Here is a 17,576-nt window from a genome sequence, read left to right on the forward strand (position 1 = left end):
CACACGGCGCACCTGGAGTTCGGAGGTGATGCATGCAACCGGGTATCAAGCTGGACAGCCGCCTGTCGCGGGGCTTGCTCGATGTGCTCATCAAGGCCGGCCTGGTGGCTGCGCTGGTGATATTCGCCTTCCAGACGTTCCAGCCGTTCCTGGAGCTGATGCTGTGGTCGGTGATCCTGGCGGTGACCTTGTACCCGCTGTATTGCCGCATCCAGCGCCGCACAGGGCTCAAGGACGGGCTTTCGGCGACGCTGGTCGTTCTGCTGGTACTGGTCGTGCTGCTGGTGCCGATCTACCTGGTGGTGATGTCCATCGGCGAGTCGGTGGACAGCCTGGTGACGCTGCTGAAAAGCGGGGCCTGGAGCGTGCCGGCGCCTCCCGATTCGGTGGCGGCCTGGCCGCTGATCGGGCCGAAGGTGCATGCCCTGTGGCTGGCAGCCTCGGAAAACATGGCCGGTGTGCTGAACCAGTGGATGCCCCAGCTCAAGGATGCCGGGCGCACGGTGCTGGGGGCTGCAGCCAGCGCGGGCGGCGCGTTCCTGTTGTTCATCGCGGCGATCATCGTCTCGGGCATCATCATGGCGTTCGGTGACCGCGGCGAAATCGCGGCGCAGCGCATAGCCATGCGGGTGTCGGGCGAGGAGCGCGGCAAGCCACTGGCCAAGCTGTGCACCGCCACCATTCGCGCGGTGGCCCAGGGCGTGATCGGCATTGCCTTCATCCAGATGCTGCTGATCGGTGTCGGCTTCGTCATCAAAGGGGTACCGGGGGCCGGGATGCTGGCCATCGTCATCCTCATGCTGGGCATTGCCCAGGCACCGGCCACGTTGATCACGGTGCCGGTGATCATCTACATCTTCAACGTCGAAGGCTTTACCGTGGCGACCATCATCTTCGCCATCTACAGCTTCGTCGCCGGGCTTGCCGACAACGTGCTCAAGCCGCTGCTGCTGGGGCGCGGGGTGGATGTGCCGATGCCGGTGGTGCTGATCGGGGCACTGGGCGGCATGGTGGTCAAAGGCATCATCGGCCTGTTCATCGGCCCGGTGATCCTGGGCGTCACTTATGTACTGTTCTGGCAATGGGTGGCGCTGCAGGTGCCGGAAAACCCCGTCGAGCCGTCGGCGTGAGCCAAGGCCTGCCATGCCCGGACGCCTCTGTGGTTGTGCACTGAGCCTGGCTGCCATGTTGGTGGGCTGTACCCAGGTCGGCCCGGATTTCCAGCCGCCGCAGGACCCGTGGCTGAGCACCTGGAACACCCCGCTGCTGGAGCAAGCCGGGCAGCAGGCCGCGGCGCCCGACCTGCGCCAGTGGTGGGCCGTGTTCGCCGACCCGGCCCTGGATGCCTTGATCGCCGAGGCCGATGCCAACAACAGCAACCTGCGCGTGGCCGGCTTGCGCATTGCCGAAGCCCGCGCCCAGTTGGCCATCGTGCAGACCGGGCGTTATCCACAGCTGCAGCAGCTGCGCGCCCAGAGCCTGTACCTGAAGCAGGACCAGTCTGGCACCGCCACCGCTCGTGATTCGGTATTCTGGCAATCCAGCGCGGGCTTCGACATCGGCTGGGAAATCGACTTCTGGGGGCGCTTCAGCCGCGCCATCGAAAGCGCCGACGCCGTCTACTTCGCCTCCCAGGCCAATTACGCCGATGCCATGCTGCTGTTGCGTGCGCAGGTGGCCGACACCTACTTTGCCCTGCGCACCACCGAGGCGCGGCTGGATATCGCCGAAGAAAACGCCCGCCGCCAGGCGCGCAGCCTGGAGATAACCGAGCGGCTGTTCCGTCATGGCGAAAACGACGAACTCGACTGGCAACAGGCGCGCACCCAGTACCTGGCTACCCAGGCCACCATCCCCGAGTTTCAGAACCAGCTCAATGCCCTGCGCAACGTGCTGTGCTCGCTGCTGGGTCGGCCGCCCGGGCCGCTGCCACAGCTGGATGCCGGCCACGGCCAGTTGCCGTTACCGGACCGTGCCGTGCTGCAGGGCGTGCCCGCCAGCCTGCTGCAGCGTCGCCCGGACATCCGCGCCGCCGAGCAGGCGGTGGCGGCGCAGTCGGCGCTGGTCGGGGTGGCCGAGGCCGACCTTTATCCACAGCTGAGCCTGCTGGGCAGCATCGGCTGGAGCTTCGTCACGGCCAATCACCTGCCCGATACCTTCGACATCGCCGCCGGGCCCAGCCTGATCTGGAACCCTTTCGACTACGGCCGGCGCAAGAACGCCGTGCGCGTGGAAGATGCCCGCTTGCAGCAGCTGATCGAGCTGTATCACCAGGGCGTGCGCGAAGCCGCCCGCGAGGCCGACGATGCCGCCAGCGGGCTGGTGCGCTCGCTGCAGAGCGCAAGCATCCGCGACCAGGCCTCGCAGGCCGCGCAGCGCTCGCTGAGCCTGGCCAGCTCGCAGTACCGCGAAGGCTTTGCCGACTTCCAGCGCGTGCTCGACGCCCAGCAACTGCTGCTGCAGCAACAGGACGGCTACCTGGTCAGCCGCGGCAATGCCGTCAGCAGCCTGGTGACGCTGTACAAGGCCCTGGGCGGCGGCTGGGACGCCAGCCGCGCACCGATCGACCCGGCCACCCGCCAGCAGATGCAGCAACGCACAGATTGGGGCGAACTGCTCGACGAGCCAGCCCCCAGCGCACATGCACAAGGTGAAACGAAATGAGCGACGCTACGCCGACGCCACCCCCGCCAGCCCCCGATCGCGGCATGCGCTGGGTGCTGCTGCTGATTGCCGTGAGCCTGCTGTGGTACCTGCTGGCCGACCGTTTCACGCCCTATACCCAGCAGGCCCGCCTGCAGGCCTACGTGGTGCCGGTGAGTGCCGAGGTGGCTGGGCAGGTGAAGCGTGTGGCGGTGGGCAACAACCAGGAAGTACGCAAGGGCGATGTGCTATTCGAACTGGACCAGGAACAGTACCGCATCGCCCTGGCCCGCGCCGAAGCCGACCTGGACACGGTACGCCGGCAGATCGGTGCCCACACCGCTGGCATCGACTCGGCCCAGGCGGCGCTGGTGGCGGCCCAGGCCAACGAGCGCAAGGCGCGGCAGGACGCCGAGCGGCTCAAGCGCCTGATCGATGAAGACCCGGGCACGGTGTCGGTGCGCCGTCTGGAGGGTGCCCAGGCCAACCGCGACCAGGCCATCAGCCAGGTCGCGGCAGCCCGTGCCGAAGTGGAGCGGGCCCGTGAGCAGCAGGGCGGGGCGCAGGACGACAACGCCCAACTGCGCAGCGCGGCGGCCAATGTGGAAAAAGCCCGGCTGGACCTGGCGCGCACCGTGGTACGCGCCGATGCAAACGGGCTGATCACCGACCTGCGCACCGACGTTGGCCACTATGTCGGCGCCGGCAGCCCGATGATGACCCTGATCGCCATCCATGACGTGTGGATAAGTGCCGACATGACCGAGAACAACCTCGGTCGGCTGCGCCCGGAAACTCCGGTGCTGGTAGTGCTCGATGCGCTGCCCGGCACGGTGTTGAAGGGGCGCATTCGCAGCATCGGCTACGGCGTGAGCGTGGGCCAGAGTACCCCGCCGGGCACGTTGCCGACCGTGCAGAACAGCCGCGAGTGGCTGCGCTCGGCGCAGCGCTTCCCGGTGATCGTCGAACTGGAGCGTGACCAGTTGCAGGACAAGAGCGGTTTGCGGGTCGGCGGCCAGGCCGAAGTCATGGCCCTGCCAACCGAGGGCAACCCTTTGAACCTGCTGGGCCGGCTGTTCATGTGGCTGATGAGCTGGCTGTCGTATGCCTATTGAGCTGCGCCGCCTGCGCGCCCTGCGCCTGGCCTGGGGCGTGGCGCTGTGCCTGGCGGTGAGTTTCGGCATCGGCTTGCCGGTGCCGATCCTGGCGCCGGTGTTCGCGGTGTTGTTGCTGGCCATGCGCAGCCAGCCCTTGCCCCTGCGTGCGGCCCCGGCCCTGGCGGTGCTGGTGCTGCTTGCCTGCGGCAGCGGGCTGCTGCTGATTCCGCTGCTGCGCCATGCCCCGGTGAGTGGGGTGTTGCTGGTGGGGGTGGGGGTTTTCCTGACCTTGCGTTATGCGCTGAAGGGCGGCAACGGCCTGCTGGCCAATTTGCTGGTGATCGGCCTGACCATGATCGCTGCTGCTGGTACCAGCGACTTCAGCCTGGCGCTGTCGGTGGTCGAAGCGCTGGCCAAAGGCATGCTGCTGGCGGTGCTGGGCACCGCGGCAGCGCATGTGCTGTTTCCAGAGCCGGCCGATGCGCCGGAGCAACCGGCACCGCCTCTGCTCGACAGTGACCAGGTGAGCTGGGTCGCCCTGCGTGCCACGCTGATCGTCATGCCGGCCTTCTTGCTGGCGCTGATCGCCCCGGACCAGTACATGCCGCTGATCATGAAGGCAGTGAGCCTGGGGCAGCAGGCCGGCGAAACCCGCGCGCGGCATGCCAGTCGCGAGCTGATCGGCTCGACCTTGCTGGCCGGGTTGCTGGCGATACTGATGTGGGGCGCGTTGAGCCTGTTCGTGCACCTGTGGATGTTTTTCCTGTGGGTGCTGCTGTTCGTCCTTTGGCAGGGGCGCAGGCTTTACCGTGCAGTGGATACCAGGCAAAGCCCGGCGTACTGGGTGAGTTGCCTGACGACCATGCTGATCTTGCTGGGGCAGTCGGTGCAGGACAGCGCGGGCGGGCAGGATGTGTACCGCGCCTTTGCCGTGCGCATGGCGCTGTTTCTGGCGGTGTCGGTGTATGCCAGTGCCATGCTCATATGGATTGATCGGCGGCGGGTTCGGACTGCTTAGTTCTTTTGTACTGGCCTTTTCGCGGGCACGCCCGCTCCCACAGGTACAGAGACAACCTTGAGGTTTGTGCGGTCCCTGTGGGAGCGGGCATGCCCGCGAAGAGGCCAGCCCAGGAAAACCTAGGGTTTCCAGTCAACCCCACTGTCTTCCAGGTAGGCATCCACCGCGGCCCCAACAGTGGGATGAAACGCCGACTCCCCCATATGCTCGAACAACTCGAACTGCCGCATCTTGTCCTTTACCGGGTCCTTCATCTCGGCAAACTGCAACTCCACCCCCCGCGCCTCCAGCGCCCGGTCCAGTTCGGCCAGCATGTCCGCCGAGGTGATATCGATGCTGGTCACCGGCTCTGCCGCAATCACCAGCCGTTGAACCGGGGTAGGCGATGCATCCACCGCCGCCATCACCGTGCTCTGGAACTGCTCGGCATTGGCAAAGAACAGCGGCGCATCCCAACGCAGCAGCACCAGCCCCGGAATGCGTCGGGCCTGTGGATAACGCTGCACATCATGGTAACCGCGGGTGCCATCCACCCGTCCCAGCACCGCATGATGCGGCCGCCAGCCGTCCCACAGGAACTCGATCACCGATATCGCCACGGCAATGCAGATGCCAGGAATGGCCCCGAATACCGCTACGCCGACGAAGCAGGTGAACGACAGCCAGAACTCCCATTGCTGCATGCGGAAGATGCGCTTGAGGTCGGCAAACTCGAACAGGCCTAACGCTGCGGCAATCACCACCGCCGCCAGGGCGCTGTTGGGCAGGTGTTGCATCAGGTTGGGCGCCACCAGCAGCAACAGCGTCACCGCCAGCGCGCCGATGATGCCGGTGAGCTGGGTCTGCGAGCCGGCCGCTTCGGCCACGGGGGTGCGTGACGAGCTGCTGCTGATAGGGATGCCCTGGAACAGCCCCGAGGCCAGGTTGGCCACGCCCAGGCCGAACATTTCCTGGTTGGGGTTGACCGGGGTCTTCATGCGCGCGGCATAGGAACGTGACAGCACGCTGGTATCGGCGAACGACACCAGTGCCACCGCGATGCCGCCGAGCAGTACCTCCACCAGGTCGATATCGCTGACCCAGGGGAACACGAAGCTGGGCAGCCCCTGGGGCAGTTCGCCGAGCACTTTCACACCTTGCTGGTCGAGCCCCAGCAGGCTCACCGCCAGCGTGGCCAGCACCACGGCAATGAGAATGCCCGGCAAGCGCTTGAACGGCTTGAGCAGCAGGATCAGCGCCAGGCTACCGCCACCGACTACGAAGCTTGGCCAATGGCCCTGGCCGGCGAGCAAGGCCTGGATCAGGTTCCAGGTATCCCGCAGCGGGCCCTGGCTGTCGACCGACAGGCCGAACAGTTTGGGCAACTGGCTGATCAGCACCGTGAGGGCGATGCCGTTCATGTAGCCATAGCGGATCGGCTTGGACAGCAACTCGGTGATGAAGCCCAGGCGCAGCAGGCCGGCGATCACGCAGAACGCCCCGGCCACCAGGGCCATCATGCTGGCGATGGCGATTGCCCGTTGCGGGTCGCTGGCGGCGTACTGCACCACCACCGCCAGAATCGGCGCGGCCAGTGCCGAGTCCGGGCCCAGCACCAGGATGCGGCTGGGGCCGAACAGGGCATAGGCCAGCAGCGGGATGATGGTGGCGTACAGCCCGTAGATGCCGGGTACGCCAGACGCTTCGGCATAGGCGATGCCCACCGGCACCAGCATGGTGGTGAGCACCAGGCCGGCGGCGATGTCTTTGGGCAGCCAGGCGGGTTGGTAGTGGAGCAGGGTGACCAGGCCGGGTAACCAGCGTTGCCAGTCGAGGCGGGGTTTTTCAGGCATGGGGCGTGCGTCCGGGGGAGGGTGCTGAATCACAGCTTAGATGCTGAATTCCGGGGCCGCTCTGCGGCCCTTTCGCTTTGATGCGAGGTCCGGAAAATGCGCGGTACCTGTGGGAGCGGGCATGCCCGCGAACACCGGCGCAGCCGGTGCCATGCACCGCGTTGGATTCTTCGCGGCTAAAGCCGCTCCCACAGTGGGCGCGTGCTGCTTGCCAGATGCCAGAAAAAACAAAACCCCTTGAGGCGTTGGCCTCAAGGGGTTCGTGGGTACTGCAGTCTGGCGCTTAGACGTTGAAGCGGAAGTGCATCACGTCACCGTCCTTGACGATGTAGTCCTTGCCTTCCAAACGCCATTTACCGGCTTCCTTGGCACCGCTCTCACCCTTGAACTGGATGAAGTCGTCATAGGCCACCACTTCAGCGCGGATGAAGCCTTTTTCGAAGTCGGTGTGGATCACGCCAGCGGCTTGTGGTGCAGTGGCACCGACGCGCACGGTCCAGGCACGTACTTCCTGCACGCCGGCAGTGAAGTAGGTCTGCAGGTTCAGCAGCTCGTAACCGGCGCGGATAACGCGGTTCAGGCCAGGCTCTTCCAGGCCCAGGGCCTCGAGGAACATGTCCTTCTCTTCACCGTCTTCCAGCTCGGCGATTTCCGCTTCGATCTTGTTGCACACCGGCACCACTACCGCGCCTTCTTCCTCGGCGATGGCCTTTACCACGTCCAGGTGCGGGTTGTTGTCGAAGCCGTCTTCGGCCACGTTGGCGATGTACATGACCGGCTTGCTGGTCAGCAGGTGGAAGCCGCGGATGACCGCCTTGTCTTCGGCGCTCATGTTTTTCATCAGGCTGCGCGCAGGCTTGCCTTCGGTGAAGTGCGGAATCAGCTGTTCGAGGATGGCCTTCTGCGCCAGGGCTTCCTTGTCGCCGCCCTTGGCGTTGCGGGCAACCTTCTGCAGTTGCTTCTCGCAGCTGTCGAGGTCGGCGAAGATCAGCTCGAGGTCGATGATCTCGATGTCACGCTTGGGGTCGACGCTGTTGGAAACGTGGATCACGTTCTCGTCTTCGAAGCAGCGCACCACGTGGGCAATGGCGTCGGTCTCGCGGATGTTGGCGAGGAACTTGTTGCCCAGGCCTTCGCCCTTCGAGGCACCAGCCACCAGGCCGGCGATGTCGACGAACTCCATGGTGGTCGGCAGGATGCGGTTTGGCTTGACGATCTCAGCCAAGGCATTCAAGCGCGCATCGGGCATCGGCACGATGCCGCTGTTAGGCTCGATGGTGCAGAAGGGGAAGTTCTCCGCCGCGATGCCAGACTTGGTCAGGGCGTTGAACAGGGTGGACTTGCCGACGTTGGGCAGGCCGACGATGCCGCAATTGAAACCCATGGGTATTCCCCTCTCTAAAGGAAATCAGGCCTTCTGGCTGTGCAGCTCGCGCATCGCCTTGGCGAAGTCGCCGGCAAGCACGTCCGGCAGCACGCCGAGGGCAAAATCGATGCTGGCGTCGAGCTTCTCCTGCTCGGCGCGCGGCGCGCGGCCCAGGACGAAGTTGGAGACCAGTTTGGCGTCGCCCGGGTGGCCGATGCCAAGCCGCAGGCGGTGGAAGTCGTTCTGGTTGCCGAGCTGCGCGATGATGTCGCGCAGGCCGTTGTGCCCACCATGGCCACCGCCGCGCTTGAGCTTGGCGACGCCCGGGGGCAGGTCGAGTTCGTCATGCGCCACCAGGATCGCTTCCGGCTTGATGCGGAAGAAATTGGCCAAGGCCGCCACGGACTGGCCGCTACGGTTCATGTAGGTGGTGGGGATGAGCAGACGAACGTCGTTGCCCTGATGGCTGAACTTAGCCGTCAGGCCGAAATATTTGCGGTCAGCGGTCAACGAGACGCGCTGGGCGCTGGCAATGCGTTCAACGAAAAGAGCCCCTGCGTTATGCCGGGTCTGTTCGTATTCGGGGCCGGGGTTACCCAGGCCGACGATCAACTGGATGGCGGTCACGTCAGGGGCTCTTCCTTGGAGTTGGTGGGTTACAGGGCGCGCGGCACTGTAACCCGATCAACGCCGGCGCGCGAGTGGATTACTCGGCAGCGCCTTCTGCTTCTGGAGCAACGCGTGGAGCGTGAACGTTGGCAACAGCTTTGTCATCACCGTGGGCCAGAGCTACGAACTCTACGCCTTTCGGAGCTTTCAGGTCCGACAGGTGGATGATGGTGCCGATTTCAGCGTTGGCCAGGTCGACTTCGATGAACTCAGGCAGGTCTTTGGCTTCGCAGGAAACTTCGATCTCGGCTTCTACGTGGGAGATCTCGCCGCCTTTCTTGACCGGGGCTTCTTCGTTGATGAAGTGAACCGGTACCTTGGCGGTCAGTTTCTGGCCAGCAACGACGCGAACGAAGTCGGCGTGCATGATGAAGCCTTTGGCCGGGTGGCGCTGCAGAGCCTTGACCACGACGTTTTGCTTGGCGCCGTCGACGTTCAGTTCCAGAACGTGGCTGAAGGCAGCCTCGTTTTCGAACAGCTTGGTGATTTCCTTGGCCAGGATGGTCAGGGACTGGGCGTCCTGGTTACCACCGTAGACAACGGCTGGGATGTTCGCGGAGTGACGCAGGCGGCGGCTCGCACCTTTCCCCAGGTCAGTACGCGCTTGGGCGTTCAGAGTGAATTCGGTCATTTTGTTTCTCCAAAATAGCCCCCCGAGGGCGTTTGCGACCAGCGCCAACGGGGATGGCAAAAAAGCCCCGCCCCAACAACCAGTGTTGGGGCGGGGCGCTTTTCGTCAGCGTGTGTTCCGCTTAGCGGAACATCGCGCTGATCGATTCTTCGTTGCTGATGCGGCGGACCGCTTCAGCGACAACCGGTGCGATATCCAGCTGGCGGATACGGTCACAGGCTTGAGCAGCGGCGGACAGCGGAACGGTGTTGGTCACCACCAGCTCGTCCAGTACCGACTTCTCGATGTTCTCGATCGCGCGGCCCGACAGGACAGGGTGCGTGCAGTAGGCGTAAACCTTGGCAGCGCCGTGTTCTTTCAGGGCTTTGGCCGCGTGGCACAGGGTGCCGGCGGTGTCGACCATGTCGTCTACCAGGATGCAGGTGCGCCCTTCGACGTCGCCGATGATGTGCATCACCTCGGAGTGGTTAGCCTTCTCGCGGCGCTTGTCGATGATACCCAGGTCGACGCCCAGGGACTTGGCGACGGCACGTGCGCGCACGACACCACCGATGTCCGGGGAGACGATCATCAGGTTCTCGAAACGCTGGTCCTCGATATCGTCGACCAGTACGGGCGAGCCGTAGATGTTGTCGACCGGGATATCGAAGAAACCCTGGATCTGGTCAGCGTGCAGGTCGACGGTGAGTACACGGTCGATACCTACGACAGTGAGCATGTCAGCGACGACTTTGGCGCTGATGGCTACACGTGCCGAACGCGGACGGCGGTCCTGGCGGGCGTATCCGAAGTAAGGAATCACGGCGGTGATTCGGGATGCTGAGGAGCGGCGGAAGGCGTCGGCCATCACTACCAGTTCCATCAGGTTATCGTTGGTCGGGGCACAGGTCGGCTGAATAATGAAGACGTCTTTACCGCGGACATTTTCATTGATCTCAGTGCTGATCTCGCCGTCGGAGAACTTACCGACAGAGACGTCACCGAGAGGGATATGCAGCTGACGTACGACACGCCGAGCCAGATCGGGGTTGGCATTCCCCGTAAAGACCATCATCTTGGACACGCGCAGTACCTGAAGGCTGAGGGTAACCTGGATGAGTATAAGGAAAATGGCAGGGGCGGCTGGATTCGAACCAACGCATGGCAGGATCAAAACCTGCTGCCTTACCGCTTGGCGACGCCCCTGTATCTGTTGCTGCGAACGCTTATGCGCTCGACTTCTTGACCAGACTTTGCAGCTTGCGATGCAACATCGAAACGTTGCTTCCTTTCGCCACAAACCCTGTTTGGGTCGCTGAAAGAAGGGCCAGAACTTTATCAGCTTCGGCTTTGCTTGGGAAGGCCCCAAACACACAACTTCCAGTACCGGTCAGTCGAGCCTCAGTGAATTTACCCAGTGAATTCAACGCATTGCGAACTTCCGGGTAACTCTGCTCTACCACCGGTTGGCAGTCATTTCGACTGTTTCCCTCGGGAACGGGGCGCATCTTAAGGGGGAGTGAATCACGTGTCAACTGTGGATGTGAAAAAATTTCTACTGTGCTGACAGACACTTGCGGCACCAGCACGACATACCACGGCTCTTCCGGGTCGACCGGGGTCAGTTGTTCACCCACGCCCTGGGCGAATGCCGCGTGCCCCCGCACGAATACCGGTACGTCGGCGCCCAGGCTCAGGCCCAGTGCGGCCAGGCGGTCTTCGTCCCAGTCCAGTTGCCACAGGTGGGCGAGGGCCAACAGGGTAGTGGCGGCATCCGAGCTGCCACCGCCGATGCCGCCGCCCATGGGCAGCACCTTGCTCAGCCAGATGTCGGCGCCCATCGTCGTGCCGGATTGTTCCTGCAGCTTGCGCGCGGCACGCACGATCAGGTTGCTGTCGTGCGGTACCGCCTCGATCTCGGTATGCAGGCGGATCACGCCGTCATCACGCACGGCAAAGCTGAGTTCGTCGCCGTGATCGAGAAACTGGAACACGGTTTCCAGCTCGTGATAGCCGTCCGCGCGGCGGCCGATGATGTGCAGCCACAGGTTGAGCTTGGCCGGGGCGGGCAGGGTGAGGGTTTGCATGTATCAGTGCCCCAGCTGGCGCGGCTGCCAGTCCTTGACCACCAGGGTCACGTCGAGGTTTTTGCCGTGCAGCTTCAGGCGCTCGGGCAGCCAGTAGCCGTTCTGTTCGGTGTAGCTCAGGTACTGCACCTGCCAGCCATCCTGGTCGAGGCTGGCCAGGCGGCTGTCGCCGTCCAGGGTCAGCTTGCTCTTGCTGTCGGGGGCGGGCAGGCCGCGTACCCACCAGACCAGGTGTGAGACCGGCAACTGCCAGCCCAGTTGTTCTTCCAGCAGCGCTTCGGGGCTGGGGGCCTCGTAGCGGCCCTGGTTGGCCACTTCCAGTACCACGCCGCCGGGGCGGCCGGTCAGGCGTGCGGCGCCACGGCCCAGAGGGCCGGCCAGGCGAATGTCGTAGTAGTCCTGGCGTTGCAGCCAGAACAGCGTGCCGCTGCCCGAGTCGCGCGGGGCACGGATGCCGACCTTGCCGTTGATCTGCCAGCCATCGAGGCTGCTCAGCTGCTCTTTATGGGCGCGCCACTGCTGCGGGTCGCCGTGGCCCTGCAGGGCCTCGCGGCTACCGAAGCCGGCACAGCCGGCCAGCAGGGCGATCAGGGTGAAGGTAATGCAATGGCGCAGGAACATGGCGTTAGAGAGTCTCGGATCCGGTCAGGCGCAGGATGGTCTTGCGCAGGATGGGGCTGTCGGCCTGGGCTTCGAAGCCCTTGGCCCAGACCTGGCGGGCTTCGCGGCGCTTGCCGTTGGCCCATAGCACTTCGCCCAGGTGGGCGGCCACTTCGTGGTCGGGGAAGCTGGCAAAGGCCTTGCGCAGGTAGGTTTCAGCCTCGTCGAGGTTGCCCAGGCGGTAATTGACCCAGCCCAGGCTGTCGAGCACCGCCGGGTCGTCCGGGGTCAGCTGATGGGCCTTGTCGATCAGCGCCTTGGCTTCGCTGTAGCGGGTGGTGCGGTCGGCCAGGGTGTAGCCGAGGGCGTTCAGGGCCATGGCGTTTTCCGGTTCGCGGGCGATGATGGCGCGCAGGTCTTTTTCCATCTGCGGCAGGTCGTCACGCTTTTCGGCCAGCATGGCGCGGGTGTACAGCAGGTTGAGGTCGTCCGGGTAGCGCTGGATGGCTTGCTGCAGCACCTGGCTGGCCTGGGCGTCCTTGTTGTTGTTGCTGTAGCTTTCCGATTCGATCAGGAACAGCTGGATGGCGTAGTCCGGCTGGGCTTCGCGGGCATCGGCGAGCAGGCGTGAGGCTTCGGTACCACGGCCGTTGGCGATCAGGATGTCGGCCTGGCGCAGTTGCGCCGGCAGGTAGTCGGGGCCCGGGCCGACCAGGGCGTATTCACGCAGGGCGCCTGCGGGGTCGTGGCGCTCCTCGCGGATGCGGCCCAGGTTCAGGTGCGCGGCGTCGACGTTGCTGTCGCGCTCGATCAGCTCCTGCAGGTAACCTTCGGCTTCATCCCAGTCCTTGTTCTCCAGGCACACCAGGGCCAGCGAATAGCGCAGCTCGTCGTCCTCGGGGTATTGCTGGACCAGGCTGAGGAACTCGCCCTTGGCATCGGCGATGCGGTCCTGTTCGACCAGGGTGCGGGCGTAGGTCAGGCGCAGGCGCTTGTCGTCCGGGTTGTCGCGAATCGCCCCGCGCAGCAGTGGCAGTGCTTCGGGGCCGCGGTCCAGGGCTTGGAGCAGGCGGGCGCGCAGCAGGATCGGGGCGATTTCGCCGTTTTGCGGCGGGTGCGACTCGAGCAGTTCCAAGGCTTCTTCGGCCTTGCCGTCCTGGTTCAGCAGCAGGGCCTTGCCGAACACCAGTTGACCGTTGTCCGGGTACTTCACCAGCAGGCGTTCGAAGCTTTGCAGCAGGCCGTCGCGGGTGCTCTGGTCGGTTTCGGCGGCGGACAGGGCGAGGAAATCGAAATGGGTGTCGCCCTGGCCCTGCAGGACCTTTTCCATGTACGTCATGGAGTCGTCATAGCGGCCGGCGCGAGCCAGCTGGATGGCGGCGGCGCGCTGGGCGTCGAGGTTCTGCGGGTCGTTGCGGGCCCAGACCAGGGCGTTGTCCAGTGCCGGTTCGTCGGCGCCGAGGTATTCGGCAATGCGGTAGGCGCGCTCGGAAACCCCGGCGTCCTGGGTTTTCGCGGCCTGGTCGGTGTAGTTGGCCAGGGCGATGTCGAAGCGGTTGCGCTGGCCGGCCAGCTCCGCCACCAGCAGGCTATAGAGCGTGTCCTGCTTGAACGAGCCATACACCACGGGCTTTTCCGCCTCGCTCTTGCCGGCCTCGGCGACGGGGGGCTCGGCCTTTTGCGGGGCCAGGCTCTGGCAGCCCTGGAGCAGGGCGAAGGCAAGCAGCAATGCGTATGGTTTGTTCATAGAAGGCTTTAAGAGGACTCACCGGCGGTCGGAGCATGATGACACAAGCGCGGGGGCAAACCCACCTGCGAAGGTCGTGGTTTACAGGCTGGGTGGTGCAGAGTGGGACAGCGGGGTGGGGGAGAGGTTCGAAGGGGCTTCTGACACAATGACCCAGCCCCTGCCTGCACCGACAATTTTGTCGAGATCACAGGTCAGGATAGATCCGCTCGTATAGTGCCACGTCGCTAGGGCAGTCAATTTCTCCCCAGGGAGCGTGCGTCGCCACGCCGGCGACTGGAAAACCTTCGCTGACTAGTGCCCCTAAAAGCGATGTCATGTCAGTTTGGTCGCGTGCCTGAGGCGTGAGCCTTTGCAATTGCCTTTTCAACGCCTGCCAACCCGCTGGCGTGACTTTGAACAAGCCTATGTACTGGCCCTGAATGACCTCAAGACTGGTAGCGGTCTGTCCAATAGCGCTCACCAATCCATCGACTAAGCGGAAGTTCTCCAGGTCTGGTAGCGGATCGTTGAAGCGTTGCTGCCAGAGACGCACTGCAGCGGGATCGTAGCCCAGGACAATATCGGCTGGATGGTTAATTAGCTCGGATACTAGGGTGCTGTCGTAGAAGATGTCGCCGTAGCTAACAAGGCAAGGCTCTGCGCTCAACCAACCGCTGGCGCAATTTAGAGAGCTGAAAATACCGGAGCTGTGCCAGCGGTGGTTGTGAAACAAAGTGTCGGCGAATGGTGCAAGCATTTCGCTTCGATAGCCTGCAACGATGCCAACCTCGCTGACATCGCATCGACGGAGCGTTTCAATCGCGCGCTGTAGCAGTGGCACACCATTAAAGGGTACCAAGGCCTTGGGGCGTTCATCGGTCAGGGCTTGTAAGCGACTCCCGCGACCTGCAGCAAGAATAATGGCTTTCATGGAAAAGCTCCAAAGGCATGTCGCACGCGTTGAATATCCAATGGATCGGCAGGTAGTTCTCGCTCGGGGTGCCACATGATCCCGGTATGCCGACGGTGGTCGTCATACACAGCCTCGATCACGCCGTCGTCGGCCAGGGCTAGTACGCGGTAGCCGTCGGGCGCCTCCCGAAAGCCGTATTCATGATAGGAATTCACTCGCCGCCGTTGTTCTTGCATGTTGATCATGTGTTCGCCTACATGGCCGGCCAAACGTTCCAAAGTGCCGCCAGCTCGCGTCAACATTACCTGCATGCCGCGGCATACACCGAGCACCGGAAGCCGTAGATTTTCCGCAAGATCAAGCAAGACCCTCTCAGTGGCGTCGCGTGTGTCGGCTGTCCCACTCAGGGCCTGGCAACTCCCTCCACCAGTAAGCAAGAGGCCCTGAGGGCGCAATGATTGGACTAGCGCCATGCTGACTCTCGGATCGTTTGGAAGGTACAGCGGGGTCAGCCCACATTGGTCTAAGAATTCAACCCAGCGCTGGTCGAGCGCGTCCCGCCATTCCTGGCGTTCGGCGTTGAACTGCCTGAGCATGGTCATCCCAACCAAAATCATGCCAGCACCTGTATACGCCGCTCGGCGCAGTCGAGCAGCAGGCTTGTCGCCGCCAATAGGGTTTTGAATCGAGTATCGCCCACGCCGATAGCTGCTGGAATGGCGAACTCTCGGGCTCGGATCGACATATGCGAGTTCTCGCCTCCGTAGGCGGTGATGAAACCAGCAATGCGGTGGGTAAAAATCCAATCAAAACCCGGATCAGCGTTTTCGATTAAGACAATGCAACCCTCCATGTCCGGTGCCAATTGCCTGGAAGCACTTGGGCCACCCGCGCGTGAGTGGCACGTCGAGTGATGAAGTTGGGATTGCACCAGTGCACTCGATGGCCGAATAGATCTTGCGGCTGACAGATGATGCTTGGCGTACGGACTAACTGCGTTTCATGCCAGCGGCTGCGGTTGTGAGCAATCGCTTGATGCAAACGTTTGCGATCGATGTCGGCGTAAACGCTGGTAAATTCGGTGATTTGCGCAAAGCTGAGTTGGTCGCGGTCAAAACCATGTACCTCACCCCAATCGCATAGTGAGCGCAAAACATCCGAAACAAACGCTGCATAGAGGTATTTGAGCTTCTCGCGCGATGCAATAGCGGCCTGAGCAAATTGCAGGAACTGCTCGGCGGAAACGTTAAGACCGCACTGGTCAAAAGCTTGCTGAATGGCGTTGACCTGGGCCCGAGATACAGTTAGCCCGTTCATAGATTTTTGGGGCCGCTGTAATGGGCGCTGCCAGTCAAAATAACGCTCTGGAGTCTCGTCGTAGCGTGACACACGTATATCGTAGGTACCCGGCCGGACATGACCGTGCAGCTTTAGGAAATCGTCCTTATGCAACGTCTGGAAATCGCTGGCCATCTCGCGACCGATACTATTGACCCCTCCGGTCACATGATCGATGAAACCGGCAGAAACTACCCCCGCTGTTTCCAGCGATTTAATTATTGCGGTACCTATGAACGCTGCACGGGCAGCGCCAGCGAATATTTCAGCGACCACGTTGGCCGCCGATAAGCCATTCCTCATACGTTGCAAGGACTCGCGCCGAGGTTCCCCCGCCATTAAACTCTGCACCTTGTCAGTAATACTCGGTAGGCGTGTCAGGTCGGAGAAGAACGGGCCGCTGGGGGAGATAATGTGCTCGGTCAACTGGCGTAGCTCGTTCAAGTAGCATTCGTGCTGCTCGGTACTAAGAGTCCGGAGCGCCGGCAGCGCGGCAGCGGCACCGGGGCTAGTAAGCTCTGGCGTGAAGCAAGTAGGAATGATCGCGAACTCGATCTTGTCATGCAGATGAGGATGCATGGCCAAGTACTCGCCGCACTGTTCGACTACGCGCTCGGCAACATCTTGAGGTACCGAGGCAGGGATGAATGACTCGATGCTGTGGGCAATGCAGATGTAAGGAGAGCCACCCACCTGGTACATCAGCGGTTTGCGCCGCAGATCCCGGTAGCCGTATCGGAACCTGGCAGAGGCCCAATTAAGGTCAGTGATCAGCTCCTTATATAGCGAGTAGGCTAGCGCCCGCGGCTTGGTACCGATCATTTCCGCCGGGTTCCAGTCCGGCATAAGGCCAAGGAAGGCTGTCGACGTAGGACGCGGATGGCGTTGCTTGCAGATCAGCTCTTCGAGCTGAGAGGCCTCGTGCTCCAAAACTTTGCGTAGTTGGGCGTCGGCAAGTGCGCTGGCATTACGGGGCCCATCCGCGGTCATGGGACGCACTTGGAATAGCAGAGGGCCATCGACAGTGATCGCGAACTCTATGTCCAAGGTATCGTGCCCGGTTAGAACTTGTACCTCTTCGAGCAACGAAAACAGCCCTGGTAATTCCGCAGGCTCGCTTGCCGCCTCGCTACCAAGGGAGACGAAAGCGTGCACAGTCTCGTTGCCGGCAGTAACACCGTCGGTGCTGGCACCTAGTACATAGTCAACTACGTAATATGGCAAACCCGTCTCTGGATCACGGGTCATCGCCACTCCGCTGGCCAATACACCTCTCGCCATCTGCTGCACCAGCACCTCATCGCGCTCGCAAGCTAGGCCGTAGGATGCGATCACCGTCTTGATGGCTTCGCCGAGTGCCTGGCCGCCACACACATCTAGAATTGACGCGTACATCCCTGCACCGGAATGGCCGTCGCGGTCTTCGGCTAGACAGCTGGATCTTACAATCAGCGGCTCATCGCCAAAGAACGCCTGACAGTGCGCGATCACTGCCTGCCAGTCCTCCCGCCACTGCGCCACGGTGAATCGATGAAGGGGCAACACTTGCCCGGTGCTCAGAAGTGGTGCCAGTTGCTGCAGGGTATCGGCCTTGCCGGAAAAAGCGAACACGGGAGAAGGATTTACCGAGTGCATATGTCTTCCCTAATCAGTCCAATCAGTCCTTCGCAGGGG

The 17,576-nt window shown here is 62.9% G+C and carries 16 protein-coding genes and 1 tRNA gene; 4 read left to right on the top strand and 13 right to left on the bottom strand.

The annotated features are described in order from the left end of the window. The first annotated feature begins 32 nt into the window (after positions 1–32). Genes B2790_RS10855 through B2790_RS10870 form a run of 4 tightly spaced genes read left to right on the top strand, consistent with a single transcriptional unit; the run spans position 33 to position 4,758 of the window. Positions 33–1,130, top strand: a complete 1,098-nt coding sequence (locus tag B2790_RS10855; RefSeq protein ID WP_025337674.1) for an AI-2E family transporter — start codon at positions 33–35, stop codon at positions 1,128–1,130. Between the two features lie 13 nt (positions 1,131–1,143). Beyond that, a complete protein-coding gene (locus tag B2790_RS10860; protein ID WP_274078968.1) occupies positions 1,144–2,664 on the top strand; it encodes an efflux transporter outer membrane subunit in 1,521 nt (506 codons plus the stop codon). After that, a complete protein-coding gene (locus tag B2790_RS10865) occupies positions 2,661–3,758 on the top strand; it encodes an HlyD family secretion protein (RefSeq protein WP_085617347.1) in 1,098 nt (365 codons plus the stop codon). Before B2790_RS10860 ends, B2790_RS10865 begins: the two co-directional genes overlap by 4 nt. Beyond that, complete coding sequence (locus B2790_RS10870; RefSeq protein WP_286918832.1) at positions 3,748–4,758, top strand: DUF2955 domain-containing protein; 1,011 nt, start codon at positions 3,748–3,750, stop codon at positions 4,756–4,758. Before B2790_RS10865 ends, B2790_RS10870 begins: the two co-directional genes overlap by 11 nt. 119 nt (positions 4,759–4,877) lie before the next feature. On the opposite strand, the gene B2790_RS10875 is transcribed toward B2790_RS10870, so the two are convergent. The 13 genes from B2790_RS10875 to B2790_RS10935 form a co-directional block, all read right to left on the bottom strand. Continuing rightward, positions 4,878–6,590 (bottom strand): SulP family inorganic anion transporter, encoded by a 1,713-nt coding sequence (locus B2790_RS10875; RefSeq protein ID WP_274078966.1) that lies wholly within the window; start codon positions 6,588–6,590, stop codon positions 4,878–4,880. Positions 6,591–6,873: 283 nt separating this feature from the next. Further along, positions 6,874–7,974 (bottom strand): redox-regulated ATPase YchF, encoded by a 1,101-nt coding sequence (gene ychF, locus B2790_RS10880; RefSeq protein ID WP_013970895.1) that lies wholly within the window; start codon positions 7,972–7,974, stop codon positions 6,874–6,876. Positions 7,975–7,998: 24 nt separating this feature from the next. Beyond that, on the bottom strand, positions 7,999–8,583 hold the full coding sequence (pth, locus tag B2790_RS10885) for an aminoacyl-tRNA hydrolase (RefSeq protein WP_008099045.1): 585 nt from the start codon (positions 8,581–8,583) through the stop codon (positions 7,999–8,001). Positions 8,584–8,662: 79 nt separating this feature from the next. Further along, positions 8,663–9,256 carry a 50S ribosomal protein L25/general stress protein Ctc gene (locus B2790_RS10890; protein ID WP_013970896.1) on the bottom strand — a complete coding sequence of 198 codons (594 nt, stop codon included), beginning with the start codon at positions 9,254–9,256 and terminating at the stop codon, positions 8,663–8,665. Positions 9,257–9,377: 121 nt separating this feature from the next. Continuing rightward, positions 9,378–10,319, bottom strand: a complete 942-nt coding sequence (locus B2790_RS10895) for a ribose-phosphate pyrophosphokinase (protein ID WP_003247410.1) — start codon at positions 10,317–10,319, stop codon at positions 9,378–9,380. Between the two features lie 47 nt (positions 10,320–10,366). Then, positions 10,367–10,441 (bottom strand) — tRNA-Gln (locus B2790_RS10900). A 20-nt stretch (positions 10,442–10,461) separates the two neighbouring features. Continuing rightward, entirely contained in the window at positions 10,462–11,322 is an 861-nt protein-coding gene (gene ispE / locus B2790_RS10905) for a 4-(cytidine 5'-diphospho)-2-C-methyl-D-erythritol kinase (RefSeq protein WP_075043753.1), read from the bottom strand. Between the two features lie 3 nt (positions 11,323–11,325). Then, positions 11,326–11,943, bottom strand: a complete 618-nt coding sequence (gene lolB, locus B2790_RS10910; RefSeq protein ID WP_075043754.1) for a lipoprotein insertase outer membrane protein LolB — start codon at positions 11,941–11,943, stop codon at positions 11,326–11,328. Between the two features lie 4 nt (positions 11,944–11,947). Continuing rightward, a complete protein-coding gene (locus B2790_RS10915) occupies positions 11,948–13,669 on the bottom strand; it encodes a tetratricopeptide repeat protein (RefSeq protein ID WP_286918833.1) in 1,722 nt (573 codons plus the stop codon). Between the two features lie 187 nt (positions 13,670–13,856). Next, the gene (locus B2790_RS10920) at positions 13,857–14,582 is read right to left on the bottom strand and encodes a phosphocholine cytidylyltransferase family protein (RefSeq protein WP_286918834.1); all 726 of its coding nucleotides are present in this window, start codon (positions 14,580–14,582) and stop codon (positions 13,857–13,859) included. Beyond that, complete coding sequence (locus tag B2790_RS10925) at positions 14,579–15,181, bottom strand: type 1 glutamine amidotransferase (protein WP_286918835.1); 603 nt, start codon at positions 15,179–15,181, stop codon at positions 14,579–14,581. Before B2790_RS10925 ends, B2790_RS10920 begins: the two co-directional genes overlap by 4 nt. Further along, the gene (locus B2790_RS10930) at positions 15,178–15,417 is read right to left on the bottom strand and encodes a PEP-utilizing enzyme (protein WP_286918836.1); all 240 of its coding nucleotides are present in this window, start codon (positions 15,415–15,417) and stop codon (positions 15,178–15,180) included. Before B2790_RS10930 ends, B2790_RS10925 begins: the two co-directional genes overlap by 4 nt. Next, complete coding sequence (locus tag B2790_RS10935) at positions 15,396–17,537, bottom strand: PEP/pyruvate-binding domain-containing protein (RefSeq protein WP_286918837.1); 2,142 nt, start codon at positions 17,535–17,537, stop codon at positions 15,396–15,398. The genes B2790_RS10930 and B2790_RS10935 overlap by 22 nt, the downstream gene beginning before the upstream one ends. Positions 17,538–17,576 lie beyond the last annotated feature (39 nt).

The organism is Pseudomonas sp. UBA6753, from assembly GCF_002453565.1.
GTDB classification, from domain to species: Bacteria; Pseudomonadota; Gammaproteobacteria; order Pseudomonadales; family Pseudomonadaceae; genus Aquipseudomonas; species Aquipseudomonas putida_Z.

Coding starts and splice junctions, on each gene's coding strand:
- B2790_RS10875 (WP_274078966.1), bottom strand. CDS start 6,590: ATGCCTGAAAAACCCCGCCTCGACTGGCAACGCTGGTTACCCGGCCTG.
- B2790_RS10890 (WP_013970896.1), bottom strand. CDS start 9,256: ATGACCGAATTCACTCTGAACGCCCAAGCGCGTACTGACCTGGGGAAA.
- B2790_RS10855 (WP_025337674.1), top strand. CDS start 33: ATGCAACCGGGTATCAAGCTGGACAGCCGCCTGTCGCGGGGCTTGCTC.
- B2790_RS10865 (WP_085617347.1), top strand. CDS start 2,661: ATGAGCGACGCTACGCCGACGCCACCCCCGCCAGCCCCCGATCGCGGC.
- B2790_RS10915 (WP_286918833.1), bottom strand. CDS start 13,669: ATGAACAAACCATACGCATTGCTGCTTGCCTTCGCCCTGCTCCAGGGC.
- ispE (WP_075043753.1), bottom strand. CDS start 11,322: ATGCAAACCCTCACCCTGCCCGCCCCGGCCAAGCTCAACCTGTGGCTG.
- B2790_RS10920 (WP_286918834.1), bottom strand. CDS start 14,582: ATGAAAGCCATTATTCTTGCTGCAGGTCGCGGGAGTCGCTTACAAGCC.
- B2790_RS10935 (WP_286918837.1), bottom strand. CDS start 17,537: ATGCACTCGGTAAATCCTTCTCCCGTGTTCGCTTTTTCCGGCAAGGCC.
- ychF (WP_013970895.1), bottom strand. CDS start 7,974: ATGGGTTTCAATTGCGGCATCGTCGGCCTGCCCAACGTCGGCAAGTCC.
- lolB (WP_075043754.1), bottom strand. CDS start 11,943: ATGTTCCTGCGCCATTGCATTACCTTCACCCTGATCGCCCTGCTGGCC.
- B2790_RS10925 (WP_286918835.1), bottom strand. CDS start 15,181: ATGATTTTGGTTGGGATGACCATGCTCAGGCAGTTCAACGCCGAACGC.
- B2790_RS10870 (WP_286918832.1), top strand. CDS start 3,748: ATGCCTATTGAGCTGCGCCGCCTGCGCGCCCTGCGCCTGGCCTGGGGC.
- B2790_RS10930 (WP_286918836.1), bottom strand. CDS start 15,417: ATGGAGGGTTGCATTGTCTTAATCGAAAACGCTGATCCGGGTTTTGAT.
- B2790_RS10860 (WP_274078968.1), top strand. CDS start 1,144: ATGCCCGGACGCCTCTGTGGTTGTGCACTGAGCCTGGCTGCCATGTTG.